This is a genomic window from Pseudomonas sp. 18-147 (genome assembly GCF_051048045.1).
Taxonomy (GTDB): domain Bacteria; phylum Pseudomonadota; class Gammaproteobacteria; order Pseudomonadales; family Pseudomonadaceae; genus Pseudomonas; species Pseudomonas aeruginosa.
The window spans coordinates 1-18,355 of record NZ_CP182298.1 but is presented as its reverse complement, the minus strand read 5'-3'; the positions used below and the strand labels follow the sequence as shown (position 1 = coordinate 18,355).

Annotated in this window: 19 protein-coding genes and 3 pseudogenes; 10 read left to right on the top strand and 12 right to left on the bottom strand. The window is 60.5% G+C overall.

Annotation, left to right across the window (positions count from 1 at the left end; genetic code table 11):
- Nucleotides 1-30 precede the first annotated feature (30 nt).
- Both ACM0M4_RS31480 and ACM0M4_RS31475 read right to left on the bottom strand, forming a co-directional pair.
- A complete protein-coding gene (locus ACM0M4_RS31480; protein WP_074227096.1) occupies nucleotides 31-252 on the bottom strand; it encodes a conjugal transfer protein TraD in 222 nt (73 codons plus the stop codon).
- Between the two features lie 22 nt (nucleotides 253-274).
- Nucleotides 275-526 carry a TraC family protein gene (locus tag ACM0M4_RS31475; protein WP_074227098.1) on the bottom strand — a complete coding sequence of 84 codons (252 nt, stop codon included), beginning with the start codon at nucleotides 524-526 and terminating at the stop codon, nucleotides 275-277.
- A 190-nt stretch (nucleotides 527-716) separates the two neighbouring features.
- Between ACM0M4_RS31475 and traA the strand changes: the two genes are divergently transcribed.
- The 4 genes from traA to ACM0M4_RS31455 all read left to right on the top strand — a co-directional run bounded on the left by traA (nucleotide 717) and on the right by ACM0M4_RS31455 (nucleotide 5,377).
- Entirely contained in the window at nucleotides 717-4,064 is a 3,348-nt protein-coding gene (gene traA / locus ACM0M4_RS31470) for a Ti-type conjugative transfer relaxase TraA (RefSeq protein WP_221345581.1), read from the top strand.
- An 84-nt stretch (nucleotides 4,065-4,148) separates the two neighbouring features.
- Nucleotides 4,149-4,511: a hypothetical protein gene (locus ACM0M4_RS31465; protein WP_043314386.1), complete on the top strand. Its 363-nt coding sequence runs from the start codon at nucleotides 4,149-4,151 to the stop codon at nucleotides 4,509-4,511.
- 72 nt (nucleotides 4,512-4,583) lie between these two features.
- Entirely contained in the window at nucleotides 4,584-4,805 is a 222-nt protein-coding gene (locus tag ACM0M4_RS31460; protein WP_015670328.1) for a hypothetical protein, read from the top strand.
- Complete coding sequence (locus ACM0M4_RS31455) at nucleotides 4,802-5,377, top strand: hypothetical protein (RefSeq protein ID WP_434324283.1); 576 nt, start codon at nucleotides 4,802-4,804, stop codon at nucleotides 5,375-5,377. The genes ACM0M4_RS31460 and ACM0M4_RS31455 overlap by 4 nt, the downstream gene beginning before the upstream one ends.
- A 15-nt stretch (nucleotides 5,378-5,392) precedes the next feature.
- On the opposite strand, the gene ACM0M4_RS31450 is transcribed toward ACM0M4_RS31455, so the two are convergent.
- Nucleotides 5,393-8,290: a Tn3-like element Tn5403 family transposase gene (locus tag ACM0M4_RS31450; RefSeq protein WP_001553819.1), complete on the bottom strand. Its 2,898-nt coding sequence runs from the start codon at nucleotides 8,288-8,290 to the stop codon at nucleotides 5,393-5,395.
- A 94-nt stretch (nucleotides 8,291-8,384) separates the two neighbouring features.
- Here ACM0M4_RS31450 and ACM0M4_RS31445 point away from each other — a divergent pair, with 94 nt between their 5' ends.
- The 3 genes from ACM0M4_RS31445 (at nucleotide 8,385) to ACM0M4_RS31435 (ending at nucleotide 9,810) form a co-directional block, all read left to right on the top strand.
- Entirely contained in the window at nucleotides 8,385-8,990 is a 606-nt protein-coding gene (locus ACM0M4_RS31445) for a recombinase family protein (protein ID WP_000509966.1), read from the top strand.
- 53 nt (nucleotides 8,991-9,043) lie between these two features.
- On the top strand, nucleotides 9,044-9,376 hold the full coding sequence (locus ACM0M4_RS31440; protein WP_434324282.1) for a trypsin-like peptidase domain-containing protein: 333 nt from the start codon (nucleotides 9,044-9,046) through the stop codon (nucleotides 9,374-9,376).
- Nucleotides 9,377-9,471: 95 nt separating this feature from the next.
- The gene (locus ACM0M4_RS31435) at nucleotides 9,472-9,810 is read left to right on the top strand and encodes a hypothetical protein (protein WP_049237293.1); all 339 of its coding nucleotides are present in this window, start codon (nucleotides 9,472-9,474) and stop codon (nucleotides 9,808-9,810) included.
- A gap of 158 nt (nucleotides 9,811-9,968) precedes the next feature.
- Here the strand turns inward: ACM0M4_RS31435 and ACM0M4_RS31430 are convergent.
- The 5 genes and pseudogenes from ACM0M4_RS31430 to ACM0M4_RS31410 all read right to left on the bottom strand — a co-directional run.
- Nucleotides 9,969-10,082 (bottom strand): annotated as a pseudogene (locus tag ACM0M4_RS31430) (AbrB/MazE/SpoVT family DNA-binding domain-containing protein); the annotation flags it as partial.
- Nucleotides 10,076-10,252: a hypothetical protein gene (locus ACM0M4_RS31425; RefSeq protein ID WP_168928449.1), complete on the bottom strand. Its 177-nt coding sequence runs from the start codon at nucleotides 10,250-10,252 to the stop codon at nucleotides 10,076-10,078. The pseudogene ACM0M4_RS31430 and the gene ACM0M4_RS31425, both read right to left, overlap by 7 nt.
- On the bottom strand, nucleotides 10,249-11,178 hold the full coding sequence (locus tag ACM0M4_RS31420) for a DUF4928 family protein (RefSeq protein ID WP_049237288.1): 930 nt from the start codon (nucleotides 11,176-11,178) through the stop codon (nucleotides 10,249-10,251). The genes ACM0M4_RS31425 and ACM0M4_RS31420 overlap by 4 nt, the downstream gene beginning before the upstream one ends.
- A complete protein-coding gene (locus ACM0M4_RS31415) occupies nucleotides 11,178-12,326 on the bottom strand; it encodes a DNA cytosine methyltransferase (RefSeq protein WP_049237285.1) in 1,149 nt (382 codons plus the stop codon). Before ACM0M4_RS31415 ends, ACM0M4_RS31420 begins: the two co-directional genes overlap by 1 nt.
- On the bottom strand, nucleotides 12,319-12,531 hold the full coding sequence (locus ACM0M4_RS31410) for a hypothetical protein (protein ID WP_041855125.1): 213 nt from the start codon (nucleotides 12,529-12,531) through the stop codon (nucleotides 12,319-12,321). Before ACM0M4_RS31410 ends, ACM0M4_RS31415 begins: the two co-directional genes overlap by 8 nt.
- A gap of 90 nt (nucleotides 12,532-12,621) precedes the next feature.
- Between ACM0M4_RS31410 and ACM0M4_RS31405 the strand changes: the two are divergent.
- Both ACM0M4_RS31405 and ACM0M4_RS31400 read left to right on the top strand, forming a co-directional pair.
- Nucleotides 12,622-12,687 (top strand): annotated as a pseudogene (locus ACM0M4_RS31405) (hypothetical protein); the annotation flags it as partial.
- A gap of 74 nt (nucleotides 12,688-12,761) precedes the next feature.
- Nucleotides 12,762-13,169: pseudogene (locus ACM0M4_RS31400) on the top strand (helix-turn-helix domain-containing protein); the annotation flags it as partial.
- A gap of 121 nt (nucleotides 13,170-13,290) precedes the next feature.
- Here ACM0M4_RS31400 and aac(6')-Il read toward each other — a convergent pair.
- Nucleotides 13,291-13,749, bottom strand: a complete 459-nt coding sequence (aac(6')-Il, locus tag ACM0M4_RS31395) for an aminoglycoside N-acetyltransferase AAC(6')-Il (RefSeq protein ID WP_013263788.1) — start codon at nucleotides 13,747-13,749, stop codon at nucleotides 13,291-13,293.
- A 133-nt stretch (nucleotides 13,750-13,882) separates the two neighbouring features.
- The gene (locus tag ACM0M4_RS31390) at nucleotides 13,883-14,623 is read right to left on the bottom strand and encodes a xeruborbactam-resistant subclass B1 metallo-beta-lactamase IMP-10 (protein WP_032490175.1); all 741 of its coding nucleotides are present in this window, start codon (nucleotides 14,621-14,623) and stop codon (nucleotides 13,883-13,885) included.
- Nucleotides 14,624-14,775: 152 nt separating this feature from the next.
- On the opposite strand from ACM0M4_RS31390, the gene intI1 reads away from it, so the two are divergent.
- Nucleotides 14,776-15,789 (top strand): class 1 integron integrase IntI1, encoded by a 1,014-nt coding sequence (intI1, locus tag ACM0M4_RS31385; protein WP_000845048.1) that lies wholly within the window; start codon nucleotides 14,776-14,778, stop codon nucleotides 15,787-15,789.
- A 266-nt stretch (nucleotides 15,790-16,055) separates the two neighbouring features.
- Here intI1 and ACM0M4_RS31380 read toward each other — a convergent pair whose 3' ends face one another.
- A complete protein-coding gene (locus ACM0M4_RS31380; protein WP_065285146.1) occupies nucleotides 16,056-17,426 on the bottom strand; it encodes an IS1182-like element ISCfr1 family transposase in 1,371 nt (456 codons plus the stop codon).
- Between the two features lie 320 nt (nucleotides 17,427-17,746).
- Nucleotides 17,747-18,313, bottom strand: a complete 567-nt coding sequence (locus tag ACM0M4_RS31375; RefSeq protein ID WP_003159185.1) for a recombinase family protein — start codon at nucleotides 18,311-18,313, stop codon at nucleotides 17,747-17,749.
- Nucleotides 18,314-18,355: the final 42 nt, after the last annotated feature.

Sequence of the window (18,355 nt, the reverse complement as noted above, 5' to 3'; positions counted from 1 at the left end):
CTTCACCTCTATGTCAGGTTGAATTGACGGCTAGGAACGGTTGCCGCCGTCCTCTCCATCATCGGAAAAAGCCTCATCGCCTGCCGCCTCAAAGCGTGCTTTTGTGGCGTCAGCATTTGGCCCGTTGAGCGCACCGGCCGCGAGGGTTAAAGCGCCCAAAATCACGGAAACCGGATAGCCCGCCATGCCGGACTTGATGACCAAGCCGCCGAGCTGGATTTTCCGGCGGGCATCTTCTCTCCTGGCGTTCATCCGAAGGCGTCCTAAATTGCGCTCAATCTGCGCTAGGCGTTGCCGCCATCGGGGCAGCTTGCTTGCCTTCGCTTTTGCGAAATTTCGAGGCGATAGCCTCAAACTCCTTCCGCAGTTCGGCGTCTTCAATGTCGAGATCGCCGAGGCCAGCGGAGAGGGCAATCTTGCCGATGCGCTCAGCCGCTTTGCTTTCCAGTTCGGCCAGTTCTGCCTTGATGCGGTTCAGTTCGGCCAGCTTGTCGGCCTTGCGTTCGGATAACGTCTTGCGTGCCATCGTCATAGCTCCTTTCGAGATTGTGGGTTATGCGCACACGATCTTACCACCGGCAAGGCTGGCGGGGAAGGCGCGGCGCTGGTATAGTCATGGAGCGAAAGCGAAATGCGCACTTACGGGTTGCTGCGCAACCCTCATGCGGCCGGGGACACCCCGGCACCCCTTTTAGCGGCTAAACGCCAAGGGAAAAATGGCGATCTACCACTTGAACACGCACACGATAGGACGGGCGGCCGGGCATAGTGCCGTGGCCGCTGCCGCCTATCGTTCCGCGTCGTCGCTGGTAGATGAGCGCACCGGCGAAGTGTTCGACTTCACCAGAAAAGGCGGCGTGTTGTCGTCCGAGATCGTCACGCCCGCAGGCGTGCCGGTTCCCGAACGCGCCGCCCTATGGAATGCCGCCGAGGCCGCCGAGAAACGAAAAGATGCGCGAGTGGCCCGAGAGTGGCGGGCAGCCCTGCCGCATGAGCTGAACGAAGCCGACCGTAAAGAGCTGGCAACGCAGATGGGGCAGGCCATCGCCGACCGCTACGGCGTGGCCGTGGATGTGTGCATTCACGCGCCAGACAAGGAGGGCGACGACCGGAATTTTCACGTTCATATGCTGGCGACCACGCGAACCATTGGTGCGGATGGAACGCTAGGCGCGAAGGCCGTCATTGAGCTGGCGAACAAAGACAGGCAGAAGGCTGGCATTCCTGGCACAAGCCAGGGCGACATCATCGAGATTCGCCAACAGTGGGCCGAGCTAACAAACGAGGCGCTAGAGCGGGCTGGAATCAGCGCCCGCGTAGATCATCGCAGCTATGCAGATCAGGGCGTGGAACTCACGCCAACCAAGCACATCGGCAGCGATGCCGTGGCGATGGATAGGCGCGGCCTGGAAGCCGACCGCATCGACATTCACAACGCCGACCGGCAGGAGCAGGCGCGGCAGATTGTCGAGCGGCCGGAGATCATCCTAGACAAGCTCACGGCCACGCAAGCGGTATTCACGCGCCGCGATATTGCCGCAGAGCTGAACCGCTACATTGACGATGCCGACCAGTTCCAGGGCTTGCTTGCCAGGCTGGAACAATCGCCGCTGCTTGTCGAGCTGGAACCGGCCAGCGGACGCGACCCGGCGAAGTTCTCCACCCGCGAAATGATCGACACCGAGCGCGGCATGGTGGACAGTGCCGAGCGCCTGGCGAGAACCGGCAGGCATGGCGTTTCTAGCCCCATCACGAACGCGGCAATTGACGGCGCAGGCACCCTATCGGCAGAGCAGCAAAACGCCGTTCGGCACGTTCTCAAGCCGGGCAGCCTGGCCGTGGTCATCGGCGACGCCGGCACAGGCAAATCGTTCTCGATGAAGGTTGCACGCGAGGCATGGCAAGCGCAGGGCTTCAACGTGCGCGGCGCGGCCCTGGCGGGCAAGGCGGCCGACGAATTGCAGGCGGGCAGCGGCATCGACAGCCGCACGCTTGCATCCCTTGAATTTGCTTGGAAGAACGGAAAGGACAAACTCACTTCCCGCGATGTTCTGGTGATCGACGAAGCGGGCATGATCGGCAGCCGCCAGCTTGGCCGCGTCCTGAAAGCCGCCGAGCAGGCCGGGGCAAAAGTCGTCCTGCTGGGCGACGACAAGCAGCTTGCCGCCATCGAGGCGGGCGCGGCTTTCCGTGGCGTGGTGCAGCATGTCGGCGCGGCAGAAATCACCGAGGTTCGACGCCAGAAAGAGGCATGGGCGCGTGCCGCCGGCCAGGAGCTTGCGCGCGGTTCTGTTGCCGATGGCTTGGCGGCCTATGCCGAGCGCGGCTACGTCAAAATCCACGATAGCCGGGACGCCGCCCGCGACAGCCTGGCGGCCGCTTATGTCGGCGACCAGGGCAAGGGTAGCCAGATCATCCTTGCGCACAGCAATAAGGACGTGCAGGCGCTCAATGAAGCCGTGCGCCAGGCCCGCAAAGAACGTGGCGAGCTGCGCGGCACGGCCCGCTTTATGACCGAGCGCGGCGGCCGGGAGTTTGCCCCAGGCGACCGCATCGTGTTCCTGAAAAACGACCGCGACCTTGGCGTGAAGAACGGCACTCTTGGCACCGTCGAGCATTCGGAAGATGGAAGCCTGGCCGTGCGCCTGGACAGCGGCGAAGCCCGCCGGTTCCAGGCCGCGCAATATGCCGCCGTCGATCATGGTTACGCCGTCACCATCCACAAGGCCCAGGGCGTCACGGTCGATAGGGCCTACCTGCTGGCGACCCCCGGCATGGATAGAAGCCTTGCCTATGTCGGCATGACTCGGCACCGCGAGGCGGCGACCTTGTTTGCAGGAGCCGACGACTTCACCGACCGCCGCGTCGGCCGCCTGGTCGATCATGGCGCAGCGCCCTACGAGAACAAGCCGGAGAACCGAGCCAGCTACTTTGCCACTCTGGAAAACGACAAGGGCGAACGGCACACCATTTGGGGCGTCGATCTTGAACGCGCCATTGCGGCCAGCGGCGCGAAGCGAGGCGACCGTATCGGCCTGGAACATGGCGGCTCTGAAACCGTCCGCCTGCCAGACGGCACCACGGCCGAGCGCAACACCTGGCACGTTCGCGGCGCGGCCGAGCTGGCCGCCGGCAAGCTGGCCCAGGTGCTAGGCCGTGAGCGTCCGAAGGAAAGCACTTTGGACTTTGCCGACCGGCGCGGCTTCGACGGCGAGAGCGTCATGCGCCGTTGGCTGGAACGCGGCCGGGCGAAGGTGGCCGAGCTGGCCGGGAAGATGCGCGACGGCCTGCGCCGCAACCTGGAACGCCACGGCCGCCCCGACCTCATGCCCGCGACCGACATTGCCGGCACGCCGACCGTGCAGCGGCCGCAGCAGATCGAGCGCACGCCAGAGGACGAGAAGAAGCGCCGGGCGGCCGAGATCGCGGCGAAGTTCCGGCAGCAGGTCAGCGAGGAACGCGGCGAGCAGGTAGCGCCGCAGCAGCGGCCCCAGGCCGAACGCCCGGCACCCGACCCGCTGGCCGGATTCCGCGCCGGTGTCGAGCGTGCCGAGGCGGCAGGCGGCGGCCTGGCCCTGGACGTGGCGAAGGCACAGCTTGCCGTCGCCCAGGAGTTCCACGCGGCCGGGAAAGACCCCCGGCACCATTCGGCGGCCATCATGCAGGAAGGCCAGCAGCGGGCCTTTGCGGGCCTGGCGCAGCCGTCCCAGGCCAAGGCCGAGCCGGAGCGCCCGGCGGCCGTCCAGGTCAGCGAACAAGACCGCAAGCGGGCCGAGGCGCACGCCAAGATGGAAGTCAGCCAGTTCCGGGCGCTGGCGGTGAAGCGGCAGGCAGGCTTTGCGGGCTACTCCGACCGCAACCCGAGCGCCTGGCGCGAGCTGCCGGACGAGCTGCGCGGGCGCATCGAGAGGTTCAACGCAATGCCCAAGGAGCGCCAGGCCGTCGAGCTGGACAAGATGCAGCGCGAGCTTGCCGACAGGTATGCACGCAATCCGCAGGAAATCACGCGCAGCCGACAGCGGCAGCGTGAGCAGGAACGCGGCCGCGATGGTTTCAGCAGATGAGAAAAATGTTTTTACTCATTTGCTCATTGTGATATGATGCAATGAGTAAATGATATTTTATGTTTTACGCCAGGAGGAACGACGATGAGCAGCACCGAACCGACGAACGAAGAACTTGCCAAGGGCTACGCCAAGCAGATCGAACAGGCCCAGGAGCGCCGCGAGGCGAAAGACCTTGAGCGCCTGGAACGCCACGGCCGGGCGGCCGCGCAGCAATCCCAGGCTATCGAAGCCGAGCAGTCGGGCCAGGGCGTCGAGCTGGACGCAAGCCAGAAAGTCGAGCTGAACGAGATCAACGGCCAGCAGGCAAAGGCGCTGGCAAAGGAATTGAACCGGGACAACGAGAACGGCGACCAGGTGAAGCAAGCCAGGGCGCGGGAGATCGCAGAACGGTTCAAGGAGAAGGCGGCGAAAGATCGGGAGCAGTCCCGCAGTTTCAGCCGCTAAAAAGCGGTGCCCAGGAAGGCGGCAACCCACCTGGACACCTGACCACAACCCACCTGACATAGAGGTGAAATCATGGCTACTTGCAATGTTACTGGCGGCACCCGCCGCGACCTAACGAAATATCGGATTACCTTTGCCGTTTCGCTGGCCGTCCTGATCGGCACTGGCGGCATGTTCTGGCACGCCTACCGGACGCACGCCGGTTGGCTCAATTCCGGTGATGTCGCCGTGCGCGATGCCATCATGGACGGCACTATCCAGCCGCCGGCCGATGGCAAGGGGGGCGCACGATGAAGGCGCAGACTTGGCGCCGCACAGCCCTGGCGGCCTACATCCTGGCGGGCGCATCCCTGACCGTGGCCGGCTACACCGTCGCCACGACCGAGGCGAACGCAAACGCCCTTTACCGCTTCGCCGAACATGACAACGACGCCTATTCAGCCCGGAGCCGGAGCATTGCGGAAGGCATCACCGCCGCCGCCTTGCGCGGCCAGGGCGACGGCGTGCCGGATGCCGCCGACTGGCCGCGCATCATTCCCCAGGTCATCCCGTCCGCCGTGAACGTGGCCGCCCTGCCCTTTGTCACCAGGCCGGACGATGAAAGCCGCGTCTGGCTTGTTCCTGGCGTTCAATCCAACCCGGCGACGGCCGCCCTTGGCGCTGTCCGCTTCTGGCTGAAAAGCCGCGACCAGGAGCCGCGCCACTGGCAGACCATCGGCAGCGGCGCGTTTATCGCAGATGGCCGGTATGTCCTCACCGCCGCCCACGTCATCGACGGCAAGAGCGGCTATCGCGTGCAGACGGCCGCCGGGCGCTGGCTGGATGCCGAGCTGATCGGCCTTGACCTAGGGGTCGGTTCCGGCTGAGGGCGAAATGACACCCTAAGCTTTCGGTTCCTTGGGCCAAAGATATTCGCCAGTCAGTAGAATGTGCGCCCAGCCCAATGGGGATATGTGGGGAAGAAATTCAGGGGGAACATCCAACCCTTCGTTCCGCCGCTCCGTGACGGCATGACCAAGATGGACGGTATTCCAGTAAATGATCACCGCAGTCAATAAATTGAGCCCAGCGATTCGGTAGTGCTGCCCCTCTGTCGTGCGATCGCGAATTTCCCCCTGCCTCCCGATACGGAGCGCATTTTTGAGCGCATGGTGGGCCTCTCCCTTGTTAAGACCGATCTGAGCACGCCGCTGCATGTCCGTATCCAGGATCCACTCAATAATGAAAAGGGTCCGTTCAATACGACCAACTTCACGAAGCGCAACTGCAAGGTTGTTTTGTCGTGGGTAAGAAGCGAGCTTGCGCAGGAGTTGGCTGGGCCTGATTTTGCCAGCGGTCATCGTCGCGGCACAACGGAAAATATCAGGCCAGTTCGCAACGATAAGATCCTCCCGGGCTTTTCCACCTACCAACTTGCGTAACTCCCTGGGGGTCGTATCGGGATTAAATACGTACAACCGCTTCGATGGCAGATCCCTGATTCGCAGAACGAGATTGTAGCCGAGCAGGCTACTGGCTCCGAACAAATGGTCGGTGAATCCTGCTGTATCGGCATACTGTTCGCGAACATGGCGACCGACCTCGTTCATCAGTAGTCCATCGAGAATATACGGTGCCTCGCTCACGGTCGCCGGGATCGACTGACAAGCGAATGGCGCGAACTGGTCGCTTACGTGAGTATACGCTTTGAGGCCGGGAACAGAACCATATTTGGCATTGACCATGTTCATGGCTTCGCCATGCCGCGCTGTCGGGAAAAACTGACCATCGCTCGATGCTGACGTGCCCATCCCCCAGACGCGTGACATCGGCAGTTTACCCTGCGCGGCCACCACAATTGCCAATGCCTGGTTCATGGCTTCGCTTTCAACATGCCAGCGGGCAAGGCGTGAGAGCTGCCAGTAATCATGCGTGTTTGTAGCTTCCGCCATCTTACGCAGGCCCAGATTGAGCCCTTCAGCGAGCAGGACGTTGAGCAGACCGATCCGGTCGCGACATGGAGCCCCGGTTCTCAGATGGGTAAACGCATCTGTGAAACCAAGGGCTGCATCAACTTCAAGCAGCATGTCGGTAATCCGAACGGACGGCATTCGGCGATACAGATCCAGTATGAGTGCCTCGGCACCATCCGGCACGTCTGCTGTCAACCTGTCGATCCGCAACGTTCCATCTTCTATGCTACCGTGCGGAATAGTGCCGTTACGGGCAGCCCGGGCCAGCCGCTTAAGAGCGATCGTGAGTCGCGCCTTTCTGTCTGCCAGCCAATCCTGTGGGTTGGAAGGCACGGCCAGTTTTGCATTTTCCTGCGCCGCGATCATCGGCACCAGTACCTGCTTGAGGTCACCATAGCGGCGCGAATGAGCGAGCCAGACATCTCCGGAACGAAAAGCATCCCGGAGGTGAAAGAGTACCGCCACTTCCCAAAGACGGGTATCTCCTTTTTCCTGAGCTCGTAAATGACGGTTCCATTTGGAGCTGGGCCGCAGGAAACGCCTTTCTGGCGATGCAACACCTTTCATCTCTCCGATCGACAAAGCTGCTGCTACCAATGGTCCGGCGACCGGCGCGGCTTCGAGCTTCAGACAGCGCAACATGCGGGGCGCATAACGACGAAAGCGATGGTATCCCTGCCCGACATATGCAAGAGGCTCATCGGCTAGCGTGTTGCTGAGTTGAGTCCCTGTCGCTACCAGTTGAGCGAGCCGGTCCCATGCAACCGAACTGGCGACAGCCATCTCCAGCGGGGTTCCGTCACTGCGGGCCTCAAGCAACGAAGCTCCCAGCGCGGTGAAGGTACGGATCGTATCCGTGAGTGTGGCTTTAGAGCCGGAAATTGTTTCGTCATGCTGGCGCTTCGCTTCCCGCCAGGTTTTTCCTACGATCCTGTCATGGGTTTCGACTATGGCATCAGCAATCGCCGCTTCCCACTCCACAACACAGACGGCAAGGATCGCCCAGCGGCGGTCCGAAGTGATGTCACGCAAACCGTCGGTGAAGTAGCGTTCACCCTGCCGACGCAGCCGGGCAATGCGATGGGCAGGTATGCTGGCCAAAGCACTATGATTGATATTCAGGGTACGCAGAAATTCGAGCCTGTCGAGCAAACGGTTAGCAGCAGCCGAGTTGTTACCAACCTCGAAGTTGCGAAGCCAGATGAAACGACTGATATTGCCGGCGAGCATTTCACTCAGAAGTTTGTCCAGGTGATCGCGAACATCCGCTGTTAAATTTTCCGCAATCCGCGTTTCAATCCGCCGCTCAGCGGCGACCAGAGCATCCGCGCACAAGCGCTCGATTGTCGATACTGCGGGCAGAATGGTGGAAGTTTCCCGACACCGCACAATAAAACGATGAGCAAGATCCTCGTTTGATCTGGCATCTTCGGCCTGGCCGAAAGTCCACTCCCGCAGATCACGGGCACCACGGCCCGTGAAGGTCTTGTAGCCGTAAATTTCGCGCAGCGTGTCCATGTGCTGCTGACGGGTTTGGCGCCGTGTGGCATAAGTGAGAAGCGCATCAGCCGGAACTCCAAGCTGAGCACCGACGAAGGAAAGGACTTCACGCGGGATCATCTCACCAGGAGCCAGTGCACGGCCCGGATATCGTAAGGCACAAAGTTGCAGGGCAAAGCCAATCCTGTTTTCCGGTCTGCGGCGCTGCCTAATGTTTTCCAGGTCATCATCGCCCAGCGTGTAGAACTTCAGTAGCGACAGTTCGTCCGTGGGCAGATCGAACAGCGCTGCTCGCTGCCGTTCGGTGAAAATATGGCGTCGTGACATACAAATTCGTCCCTTTTGAAGTATAGTCTGTTTTGGACAACAGCCAGCCCATATAAATCAGGGCGTTCCGATACAAAAATCCAGGAGGGTTCAATTGGGACATCGTGCCGCCATTTACTGCCGGGTTTCAACAGCGGATCAGTCTTGTGAACGCCAGGAATTTGATCTGCGAGCCTTCGCCGGCCGTGCCGGCTACGACGTGGTGGGAATATTTAAGGAAACAGGTTCAGGAACTAAACTCGACCGGGCCGAGCGAAAGAAAGTCCTGGCGCTTGCCCAGTCCAGACAAATTGATGCAATCCTGGTCACTGAGCTTTCCCGGTGGGGGCGCTCGACGCTCGATCTGCTCAATACGCTACGTGAACTGGAGAACTGGAAGGTTTCCGTGATAGCCATGAATGGAATGGCGTTCGATCTTTCGTCGCCGTATGGACGAATGCTGGCGACGTTTCTTTCCGGCATTGCGGAGTTTGAGCGGGATCTCATCAGCGAGCGGGTCAAGTCAGGCCTTGCTGTTGCGAAGGCACGTGGTAAGAGGCTTGGTCGTCAGGCCGGAGTGCGACCAAAATCAGACCGACTTTTGCCTAAGGTGGTTGCGATGAGGGCCGAGGGACGCAGCTATCGCTGGATCGCACGCGAGCTCGGTATCAGCAAGAATACCGTCGCTGACATCGTGCAACGACACAGAGCTAACGCTTAGGGTGTCATTTCGCCCTCAGCCGGAACCGACCCCACCTACGGCGCGACGTGGGCGTGTTGCGCGTCAGCGAACCCGGCCAGCCGATCAAGACGGGAGCCATGCCGATTCAGGGCCAGCCGGTATTGACCATCGGCGCACCTGGCGGCCGAGGGTTCAGCGTGAGCGTGGGCATTGTGAGCCGGTATGCAGAAAGCGCCCGGTTTTCCGCTGATGAAGCCTTGCAGATCGACGCGCCCGTGACTGGCGGCAACTCGGGCGGGCTTGTCGTCAGCGCGAGAGGTGAAGCTGTCGGCGTGGTCAGCCATTCCGATGCCGCCTTTACCCAGGCCGTGCCGATCGGCACGGCGCTGGCCGTGGCAACAGAGCTGATCGAGCGCAGCCGGTAAGCCTGCCAGGAACTCGAAGGCCGGGCGCTTGCGCCCAGGTCGATACCGGGCGCCGCCGGCGTTCCGATGAATCCCCAACCTTTGGAGCAACAGCTATGAAACTTCGCAATTCCTTCCCGCTGGCGGCCGTGGCCGCCCTTCTGATGGCTTCGACCGCGCACGCCGGCCAGGATGCCGATGCGTCCCGCTTTTCGATCATGGCCCCCGTCCAGGCGGCTTATGACGCCTACCAGGTCACGGCGAGCCGGGCGCAGAACACAATGGACAGCATCGAGGCCGAGCTACGCGAACCTGGCTTGTCGGCCGAGCGGCGCGAGCTGCTGGCGGTATCGCTTGCCACCCTTCGCGCCCGCGAGGCGGCCGCATTGGAGAGGCTGCACGCTGAATCGGCCCTGGCGCAGTTGAAGATGGCAGACTGGAACGCGAGCCGGTAACGGCGACCAGGAACAAGAAGGGCGGCCAGTGGCCGCCCTTTTCACGTCTGGATCTTGCATCGTCACTTCTGGCGATGAGATCCACCGTCGCGGCCGTCATCGTCGGGACTGGCGATGTTGGCCAGCCCCTCGCCTTCCAGGGTTTCGCAGGCCGGCCACTCGCGGCCAACGGCGGGCGCATCGACCCATTCGCGTTCTTCGGGCGGTAGCGGCTGTGAATAGTCGGATTCGGCCAGCAGCTCATCGAGCGTGTAGCGCGGGCGGCTCATCGGCGGGCCTCATCGAGCCAGGCCAGTGTTTCGGCGTCATGGGCAGCTACACGGGCCACCAGCTCGCGCACCAGGGCGGCCAGGCTCATGCCGTGCGCTACCGCGACGGCGGCAGCTTCGGCTTTCACGTTCGCAGGAACGGCGGCGCTGATGGTGGCGGCTTTATTGGTCATTGGCGAAACTCGATTTTTAGGCTTGGGTCGGTTTCGACTTCTTCCACGATCTCGTTATAGCGCGTTACCACGTCCCCCACGGCCACGCGCCGGCCTTCGGCCGCGAACTTGCCCAGCTCGTAGAGGTTCAAGGCTATGAACTGCTCAACCTCGAAAACGTCGATGCGTTCGCCCAAGCCGGCATTTTCGGCCAGCCCTTCGGCAACCGTCAGCCCTCGTCCTGTCGTGACGATGATTGGCCGGTGGCCGTCGTCGATGTTGTCGCGGCACCGACCAATGACAGCTTCGCCGGGTGCCGTGGTGACGTGGATAGCCACATCACCAATGAAAAAATCGCCATTGCGGCCCGTTTGAGCGTCAGACGTTGAAAAGCTGTTGTGATCGAAGTTGCCGGCACCCAGGGCGCAATCGAGCTTGGCCCCTACCAGGTGTTGCAGCACCGCGCCGGCATACTGCATCCCCGGCGTGTTGCGCTGTCGTTCTTCGGCTTGGGCGATCATGTCGCGCACCAGCGTTCGCAAGCTGCGCGAGGCGTCCAGGCGAATCTTGAAGGGCTTGGCGGAAAAGAACTCATGCACGCGCTCAATCCAGAACGCTTCAACGGCATCGAGATCGACCGTGCCGCCGGCGGCCAGGCCGTTGAGGAAGGCCACATATTCGCGCATGTTGCTGATGCTGCCGCGACTGGTGCGGCCGCCTTCAGCGGCTAAAACGCGGGTAATGTCGTGGCGGTTCAGAACCGCTTGCACCGCGCCACGGCCCAGGCCGAGAACCTGGCCGCCGGCTTCGGTCAGCAGCTCGTCGGGGTTGAGCGGCAGACCCTTTCGGGCGTGCTGCGTGACGACCAACGCAACGCACAGCGGGCCTTTGCGGTTGAATTTCCGATCTTTGTTGAAGTCCCGCAGGGCCGTTACCAAGTCCGTCATTACGCCGCCTTCTTCTCGACCGCCAAGGCCGCCGCTAGCAGCGGTTCTAGGATATGTGCGGCCAGGAAGCGCACGACCGGCACGGCCACGCCATCGCCGGCCAGGTGATAAGCATCGTTGTAGTTCTTGGGCAGCGCGTAGGTGTCCGGCAAGCCCATGAGGCGGGCCGCTTCGCGCGGCGACAGCAGACGCGAACGAACGCGCTTGCCTTCAATCACCATGATGGTTTGACGGCTTGAACCGCCGGTAGGCGTGCGCAGGCAACCGGCCACGTCATCGAAACGGATTTCGGCGCGTTGCACCTTCTCGCCGTTCGGGCCATCGGCGCGGGTGCGCTTGTAGATCGTGCCGACCTGGCGGCCGCCGGCTTTCTTGGCGGCTTCAACTTTCGCCAGGTTTAGCGGGTTCATCATGCCGAGCAGCTTCTTTGTTTCGGCGGCCGTGTGCCAGGTGACGCCGTGCGGCTTATCTTCCACTAGGTCGGCAAAGATCGACGTGCGGGCCGGAGGCGCCGGCAGGCGCCACCATTCCCATGCGCTTTGCGCACGCTTCGAGAGCTTGCCGTAAGCCTCGACCAGCGCGGACGGATGCCATTCCCCTTCCGGGCCGCTGGCGACCAGGGCGCGAGGAATCGGCGAGGATTTGCGCACGCCGATGATGAACAGACGTGGGCGGGACTGCGGCAGGAAATGAACGGCGTTGATGACCACGGCACCGAACCGATAGCCGTTGTTCGACAGGGCCGAGCTGATCGCGGCGAAGTCCTTGCCATCATGCGAGCTAAGGGCGCCGCACACGTTTTCCAGCACCACCAGGCGCGGCGCTCGATCTTCATCCCCCAGGGCTTTGATGAGCTGCCAGAACGGCCAGAAAGTGCCGGAGCGGTCGCCCTTGAGGCCAGCGCCGGCACCGGCCAGGGAAAGGTCTTGGCAAGGGAACGAGGCCCAAGCCAGGTCAGCGCCGGCCGGCAGGTCGGCCGTGGTCAGCGCGGCCACGTCGCCGACGCGCAGATGATCGGCGCCCCAATTCGCGGCGTAGCTGGCCGCCTTCTTCGGGTCGAAGTCGTTGGCGAGCAGGCATTGCCAGTCGGGGCCAAGGCCGGCGCGGGCCATGCCGCCGCCGGCGAAAAATTCATAGAAATTAGCCATTGGCTCCCCCTGCACCTTGCGGGTGCGATGACGAAGCGAGACGCCCCAGGCGTTCCGTCACGGCTTCGGTAATCCAAGTGTTGCGCGATACGCTGCCGGCCCGGCGCGAGCATTCGGCATCAATGGCTTTCAGCACCTCGGGAGTGAGGCGCAGATTGATACGTTCCAGCGCACTAGAGCGCGAATCTTTGCGGTCGGCTTTCATGGGCGCCATTGTGGCGCCATCTTGGCTCAAGGCCAAGGAATTTATTGTAAGCGTCGCATAAGTCCTAAGTTTTGCGACACGCCCTGCATTGTCATTTTCAGAAGACGACTGCACCAGTTGATTGGGCGTAATGGCTGTTGTGCAGCCAGCTCCTGACAGTTCAATATCAGAAGTGATCTGCACCAATCTCGACTATGCTCAATACTCGTGTGCACCAAAGCGAGGTGAGCATGGCGACGGACACCCCACGGATTCCAGAACAAGGCGTGGCCACTCTGCCTGATGAGGCTTGGGAGCGTGCGCGCCGTCGTGCGGAGATCATCAGTCCGTTGGCGCAGTCGGAGACGGTCGGGCACGAAGCGGCCGATATGGCGGCTCAGGCGCTGGGCTTGTCTCGGCGCCAGGTATACGTTCTGATCCGGCGTGCCCGGCAAGGCAGCGGCCTCGTGACGGATCTGGTGCCCGGCCAGTCCGGTGGAGGTAAAGGTAAGGGGCGCTTGCCGGAACCGGTCGAGCGCGTCATCCACGAGCTACTGCAAAAGCGGTTCCTGACCAAGCAGAAGCGCAGCCTAGCGGCCTTTCACCGCGAAGTCACTCAGGTGTGCAAGGCTCAAAAACTGCGAGTGCCGGCGCGCAACGCCTGAGTTAAGCCGACTTGCGTAGTGGAGCCAAAGCCATGGCAAGCTCTTTCTGCCATGGCTTTGGTGTAACGAAGCAAGTTCGGCTTGAACGAATTGTTAGGCACCAACGCGGCGCCCCTCACAACGGTTTCCGGAAGCAGCGTACTTGAGCAACCTCCGTGAATCCAGCCGCCAGGTGCGCCGAGGTGCTTGCGCTGTTGGTAAGTTGAGTGTCGGAGGCGAATTCGGTGCATCCGCGACCACGAGCCCAATGCTCGGCGGCTTTTACCAGAGCTACACCTACGCCCTGACGCCGCGCACTTGGCACAACGTACCAACCCTCCAAGAACGCAACGTTGCCGGAGTAGCACTCCTCCGCATACGGGCGGATCGAAAGCTCGGCAAACCCTAGTGCTTCTCCGTCGGGTGCTACAGCAATGAGGACAGCAGCAGGCCGGGCGACTTTTCCGGACAGAAATTCTGCGATCTCTGACTGGTGCTCTTGACATGTGCCATCTGGCCACAGCTCACAGCGCATGCTTAGCCAACTGGCCGAATCGGTAGTTTCAACAGGCCTGACGAGCGGCGAACTATCCATTGGTGCCTAACGCTAAGTTCAGCGGCAGTTTGTAAGTTGCGCGTTGTGGAATACTTTGCGAAGCAAACCACAAAAGCGCAACTTACAAACTGTCCAGCCACGTAGTGGCGTGCTGCAACGACTTGTTAGAAATTTAGTTGCTTGGTTTTGATGGTTTTTTACTTTCGTTTAACCCTTTAACCGCCTGCTCTAATGTAAGTTTCAAGAGTGATGCGTCTCCAACTTCACTGTGACTTGGAACAACCAGTTTTGCCTTACCATATTTGGACTTTAATAATTTGGCGGACTTTGGCCAAGCTTCTATATTTGCGTCACCCAAATTGCCTAAACCGTACGGTTTAATAAAACAACCACCGAATAATATTTTCCTTTCAGGCAGCCAAACCACTACGTTATCTGGAGTGTGTCCCGGGCCTGGATAAAAAACTTCAATTTTATTTTTAACTAGCCAATAGTTAACTCCGCTAAATGAATTTGTGGCTTGAACCTTGCCGTCTTTTTTAAGCAGTTCATTTGTTAATTCAGATGCATACGTGGGGATAGATCGAGAATTAAGCCACTCTATTCCGCCCGTGCTGTCGCTATGAAAATGAGAGGAAATACTGCCTTTTATTTTATAGCCACGCTCCACAAACCAAGTGACTAACTTTTCAGTATCTTTAGCCGTAAATGGAGTGTCAATTAGATAAGCCTCAGCATTTACAAGAACCACCAAACCATGTTTAGGAAAAACGCCCCACCCGTTAACTTCTTCAAACGAAGTATGAACATAAACGCCTTCATCAAGCTTTTCAATTTTTAAATCTGGCAAAGACTCTGCTGCGGTAGCAATGCTGCAAAACAAAAATATAAAGAATACAGATAACTTGCTCATACTTTTCCTTTTCTAACTTTGTTTTAGGGCGACTGCCCTGCTGCGTAACATCGTTGCTGCTCCATAACATCAAACATCGACCCACGGCGTAACGCGCTTGCTGCTTGGATGCCCGAGGCATAGACTGTACAAAAAAACAGTCATAACAAGCCATGAAAACCGCCACTGCGCCGTTACCACCGCTGCGTTCGGTCAAGGTTCTGGACCAGTTGCGTGAGCGCATACGCTACTTGCATTATAGCTTACGAACCGAACAGGCTTATGTCCACTGGGTTCGTGCCTTCATCCGTTTCCACGGTGTGCGTCACCCGGCAACCTTGGGCAGCAGCGAAGTCGAGGCATTTCTGTCCTGGCTGGCGAACGAGCGCAAGGTTTCGGTCTCCACGCATCGTCAGGCATTGGCGGCCTTGCTGTTCTTCTACGGCAAGGTGCTGTGCACGGATCTGCCCTGGCTTCAGGAGATCGGAAGACCTCGGCCGTCGCGGCGCTTGCCGGTGGTGCTGACCCCGGATGAAGTGGTTCGCATCCTCGGTTTTCTGGAAGGCGAGCATCGTTTGTTCGCCCAGCTTCTGTATGGAACGGGCATGCGGATCAGTGAGGGTTTGCAACTGCGGGTCAAGGATCTGGATTTCGATCACGGCACGATCATCGTGCGGGAGGGCAAGGGCTCCAAGGATCGGGCCTTGATGTTACCCGAGAGCTTGGCACCCAGCCTGCGCGAGCAGCTGTCGCGTGCACGGGCATGGTGGCTGAAGGACCAGGCCGAGGGCCGCAGCGGCGTTGCGCTTCCCGACGCCCTTGAGCGGAAGTATCCGCGCGCCGGGCATTCCTGGCCGTGGTTCTGGGTTTTTGCGCAGCACACGCATTCGACCGATCCACGGAGCGGTGTCGTGCGTCGCCATCACATGTATGACCAGACCTTTCAGCGCGCCTTCAAACGTGCCGTAGAACAAGCAGGCATCACGAAGCCCGCCACACCGCACACCCTCCGCCACTCGTTCGCGACGGCCTTGCTCCGCAGCGGTTACGACATTCGAACCGTGCAGGATCTGCTCGGCCATTCCGACGTCTCTACGACGATGATTTACACGCATGTGCTGAAAGTTGGCGGTGCCGGAGTGCGCTCACCGCTTGATGCGCTGCCGCCCCTCACTAGTGAGAGGTAGGGCAGCGCAAGTCAATCCTGGCGGATTCACTACCCCTGCGCGAAGGCCATCGGTGCCGCATCGAACGGCCGGTTGCGGAAAGTCCTCCCTGCGTCCGCTGATGGCCGATTCTGTTGAAAAAGTAGGTTTAGCGGCGGCCTGCCGATCAGGTGTGCCTGCTGTCGAAGTGACTGCAAGCCACTTCAGGTTGCCTTTCGGCGTTTCGCTGAGCGTCCTTGCTCAGGCCTGAGGGTTAATTTGAAGGTTTCTGCTCTCAGCAGGCGTACCTATCCCGTGAGCGGTGGCCCTTGAGGCAAAAGCTTGGCCATGCGTCGCAGGTTCTGCACCGCCGCCGCCAAAGTGAATTCGTCAGTGGCACCTGTCAGGCCGCGCAGTCGTAAACGATCGAGTTTCATGATCCGTTTGAGGTGGGCGAACAGCATCTCCACCTTCTTTCGTTCGCAGCGAGAGACGAGGTATTCCGGTGTCTTGGCGATGCGCCTGGCCACATCGCGGGCAGCCTCATGGATACTGCGGACGATCTTCCGATTCGGCGTGTTGGGGCAGCATTTCGCTTTCAGCGGACAGGTAGTGCAGTCGGTTTGGCTGGAGCGATAAATGATGGTGTGGGCCTTGGTCACCCGCGATCTTTTCTGGGTGAAGGCGCGCCACTCACTGCGTAGTGGTTTGCCGGCTGGGCAGCGGTATTCATTGGCCTCCTGGTTCCAGTGGAAGTCGTTACTGGAGAGGCTGTCGTCCTTGCGCTCAGTCTTGTCCCACACCGGCACATGCGGCTCGATGTCCTTTTCTTCGACCATCCAGGCCAGCATCGGGGCGGTGCCATAAGCGGTATCGCCGATAAGGCGTTCCGGTGTGAGATCGAACTGAGCTTTGACACGCTCAACCATCGTCCTAGTCGAATCGACTTCGGCGGTACGGTGCGCCGGGGTAGCTTCCACGTCCATGATCACACCGTGCTCAGTGTCGATCAGGTAATTCGTGGAGTAGGCAAAAAAGGCCGGCCCACCTGGCGCTGCTGTCCAACGGGACTGAGGATCTGTGAGCGAAATTTTCTTGGGAAGAGCCTCAGCCAGCGCCTCTTCATCAAGGGCTTCGAGGTACTCGCGCACTGCGCGGCTGCTGAGCTTTGGATCGTTCCAATCGACCTCATCTCCCGCTACCCCACGTTGCCGGCTGGCATCCGCCTTGATGATGCTAGCGTCGACGGCAAAACCTTCGCCCTTGACTAGGCCGGCTGCCATGCAACGCCGCAGCACCTCATTGAACAACCAGCGGAACAGATCGCTGTCACGAAAACGCCCATGGCGATTCTTCGAGAAGGTCGAGTGATTGGGGACTTCGTCTTCCAGACCCAGCCGGCAGAACCAGCGATAGGCCAGGTTCAGGTGCACCTCTTCGCACAATCGCCGCTCGGAACGAATGCCATAGCAGTAGCCGACGACCAGCATGCGCACCATCAATTCCGGGTCAATCGAGGGGCGTCCGATGGGACTATAGAAGTCCGCCAGGTAGGCGCGCAGATCACTAAGATCCAGGCACTGGTCGATGCTGCGCAGGAGGTGTTGAGCCGGGACGTGATCTTCTAGGTTGAACGAGTAGAACAGGCGCTGCTGTCCTCCCGGTAACTGCCCCATCATGCTGTTCGCCCCCACGCTCGCTGACAGAGCAATTTTGCCAACGGTATGGAGAGGCCGCTACTTTTTCAACAGAATCGGCCGGCAGCAGCCCGTCGTTGCCTGATGGATCCAACCCCTCCGCTGCTATAGTGCAGTCGGCTTCTGACGTTCAGTGCAGCCGTCTTCTGAAAACGACATTTGAACCGGGAACCTTCCCTTTTTGGCTAGGCGTGAAACAATGGTCATTTTCCCTATACCCAAAATGACCAGGAGGCCCGCATGAAAGTCGCACGCATCTACCTGCGCGTGATGTCATTTTCAGAAGACGACTGCACGGAATATCAGGAGTCGGCTGCACTGGTGGATTGCAGCGCGGTGTACAGGGCCGTCTTGCTCACCTTGAGCCGTGTAGCGGCCTCTCGGACATTAAGCCCGTTGGCGATGTGCTCCCGCGCTCGCTGCAACTTGTCGGCGGTGACAACCGGCTTTCGCCCGCCCTTCCTCCCACGAGCGGCGGCGGCAGTCAACCCGGCCTTGGTGCGCTCGCGGATCAAGTCGCGCTCGAACTGGCCCAGCGCGCCGAACACGTGGAAGATGAGCCGCCCGCCTGGCGTGGTGGTGTCGATGGCTTCCGTCAGAGAACGGAAGCCGACGCCTCGCGCTTCCAGCGCGCCTATCGTTTCGATTAGGTGCGGCATAGAGCGCCCGAGCCGATCCAGCCGCCAGACGGCCAGCACGTCGCCGTCGCGCAGGTAGGCCAGCGCATCAGCCAAGCCGGGGCGGTCGGCCTTGGCCCCGGAAGCCGTGTCCTCGAAAACGCGCTCGCAGCCTGCCTTGCGTAGCGCATCCGTCTGCAAGGCGGTGTCCTGTTCCGCCGTCGATACCCGCGCATAGCCGATCAGTGCCATTTGCCGCCTCTCTTGTCCGTCATTCCGTCCGCCTATCTTAAT

Coding starts and splice junctions, on each gene's coding strand:
- ACM0M4_RS31480 (WP_074227096.1), bottom strand. CDS start 252: ATGAACGCCAGGAGAGAAGATGCCCGCCGGAAAATCCAGCTCGGCGGC.
- ACM0M4_RS31475 (WP_074227098.1), bottom strand. CDS start 526: ATGGCACGCAAGACGTTATCCGAACGCAAGGCCGACAAGCTGGCCGAA.
- traA (WP_221345581.1), top strand. CDS start 717: ATGGCGATCTACCACTTGAACACGCACACGATAGGACGGGCGGCCGGG.
- ACM0M4_RS31465 (WP_043314386.1), top strand. CDS start 4,149: ATGAGCAGCACCGAACCGACGAACGAAGAACTTGCCAAGGGCTACGCC.
- ACM0M4_RS31460 (WP_015670328.1), top strand. CDS start 4,584: ATGGCTACTTGCAATGTTACTGGCGGCACCCGCCGCGACCTAACGAAA.
- ACM0M4_RS31455 (WP_434324283.1), top strand. CDS start 4,802: ATGAAGGCGCAGACTTGGCGCCGCACAGCCCTGGCGGCCTACATCCTG.
- ACM0M4_RS31450 (WP_001553819.1), bottom strand. CDS start 8,290: ATGTCACGACGCCATATTTTCACCGAACGGCAGCGAGCAGCGCTGTTC.
- ACM0M4_RS31435 (WP_049237293.1), top strand. CDS start 9,472: ATGAAACTTCGCAATTCCTTCCCGCTGGCGGCCGTGGCCGCCCTTCTG.
- ACM0M4_RS31425 (WP_168928449.1), bottom strand. CDS start 10,252: ATGACCAATAAAGCCGCCACCATCAGCGCCGCCGTTCCTGCGAACGTG.
- ACM0M4_RS31420 (WP_049237288.1), bottom strand. CDS start 11,178: ATGACGGACTTGGTAACGGCCCTGCGGGACTTCAACAAAGATCGGAAA.
- ACM0M4_RS31415 (WP_049237285.1), bottom strand. CDS start 12,326: ATGGCTAATTTCTATGAATTTTTCGCCGGCGGCGGCATGGCCCGCGCC.
- ACM0M4_RS31410 (WP_041855125.1), bottom strand. CDS start 12,531: ATGAAAGCCGACCGCAAAGATTCGCGCTCTAGTGCGCTGGAACGTATC.
- ACM0M4_RS31390 (WP_032490175.1), bottom strand. CDS start 14,623: ATGAGCAAGTTATCTGTATTCTTTATATTTTTGTTTTGCAGCATTGCT.
- intI1 (WP_000845048.1), top strand. CDS start 14,776: ATGAAAACCGCCACTGCGCCGTTACCACCGCTGCGTTCGGTCAAGGTT.
- ACM0M4_RS31380 (WP_065285146.1), bottom strand. CDS start 17,426: ATGATGGGGCAGTTACCGGGAGGACAGCAGCGCCTGTTCTACTCGTTC.
- ACM0M4_RS31375 (WP_003159185.1), bottom strand. CDS start 18,313: ATGGCACTGATCGGCTATGCGCGGGTATCGACGGCGGAACAGGACACC.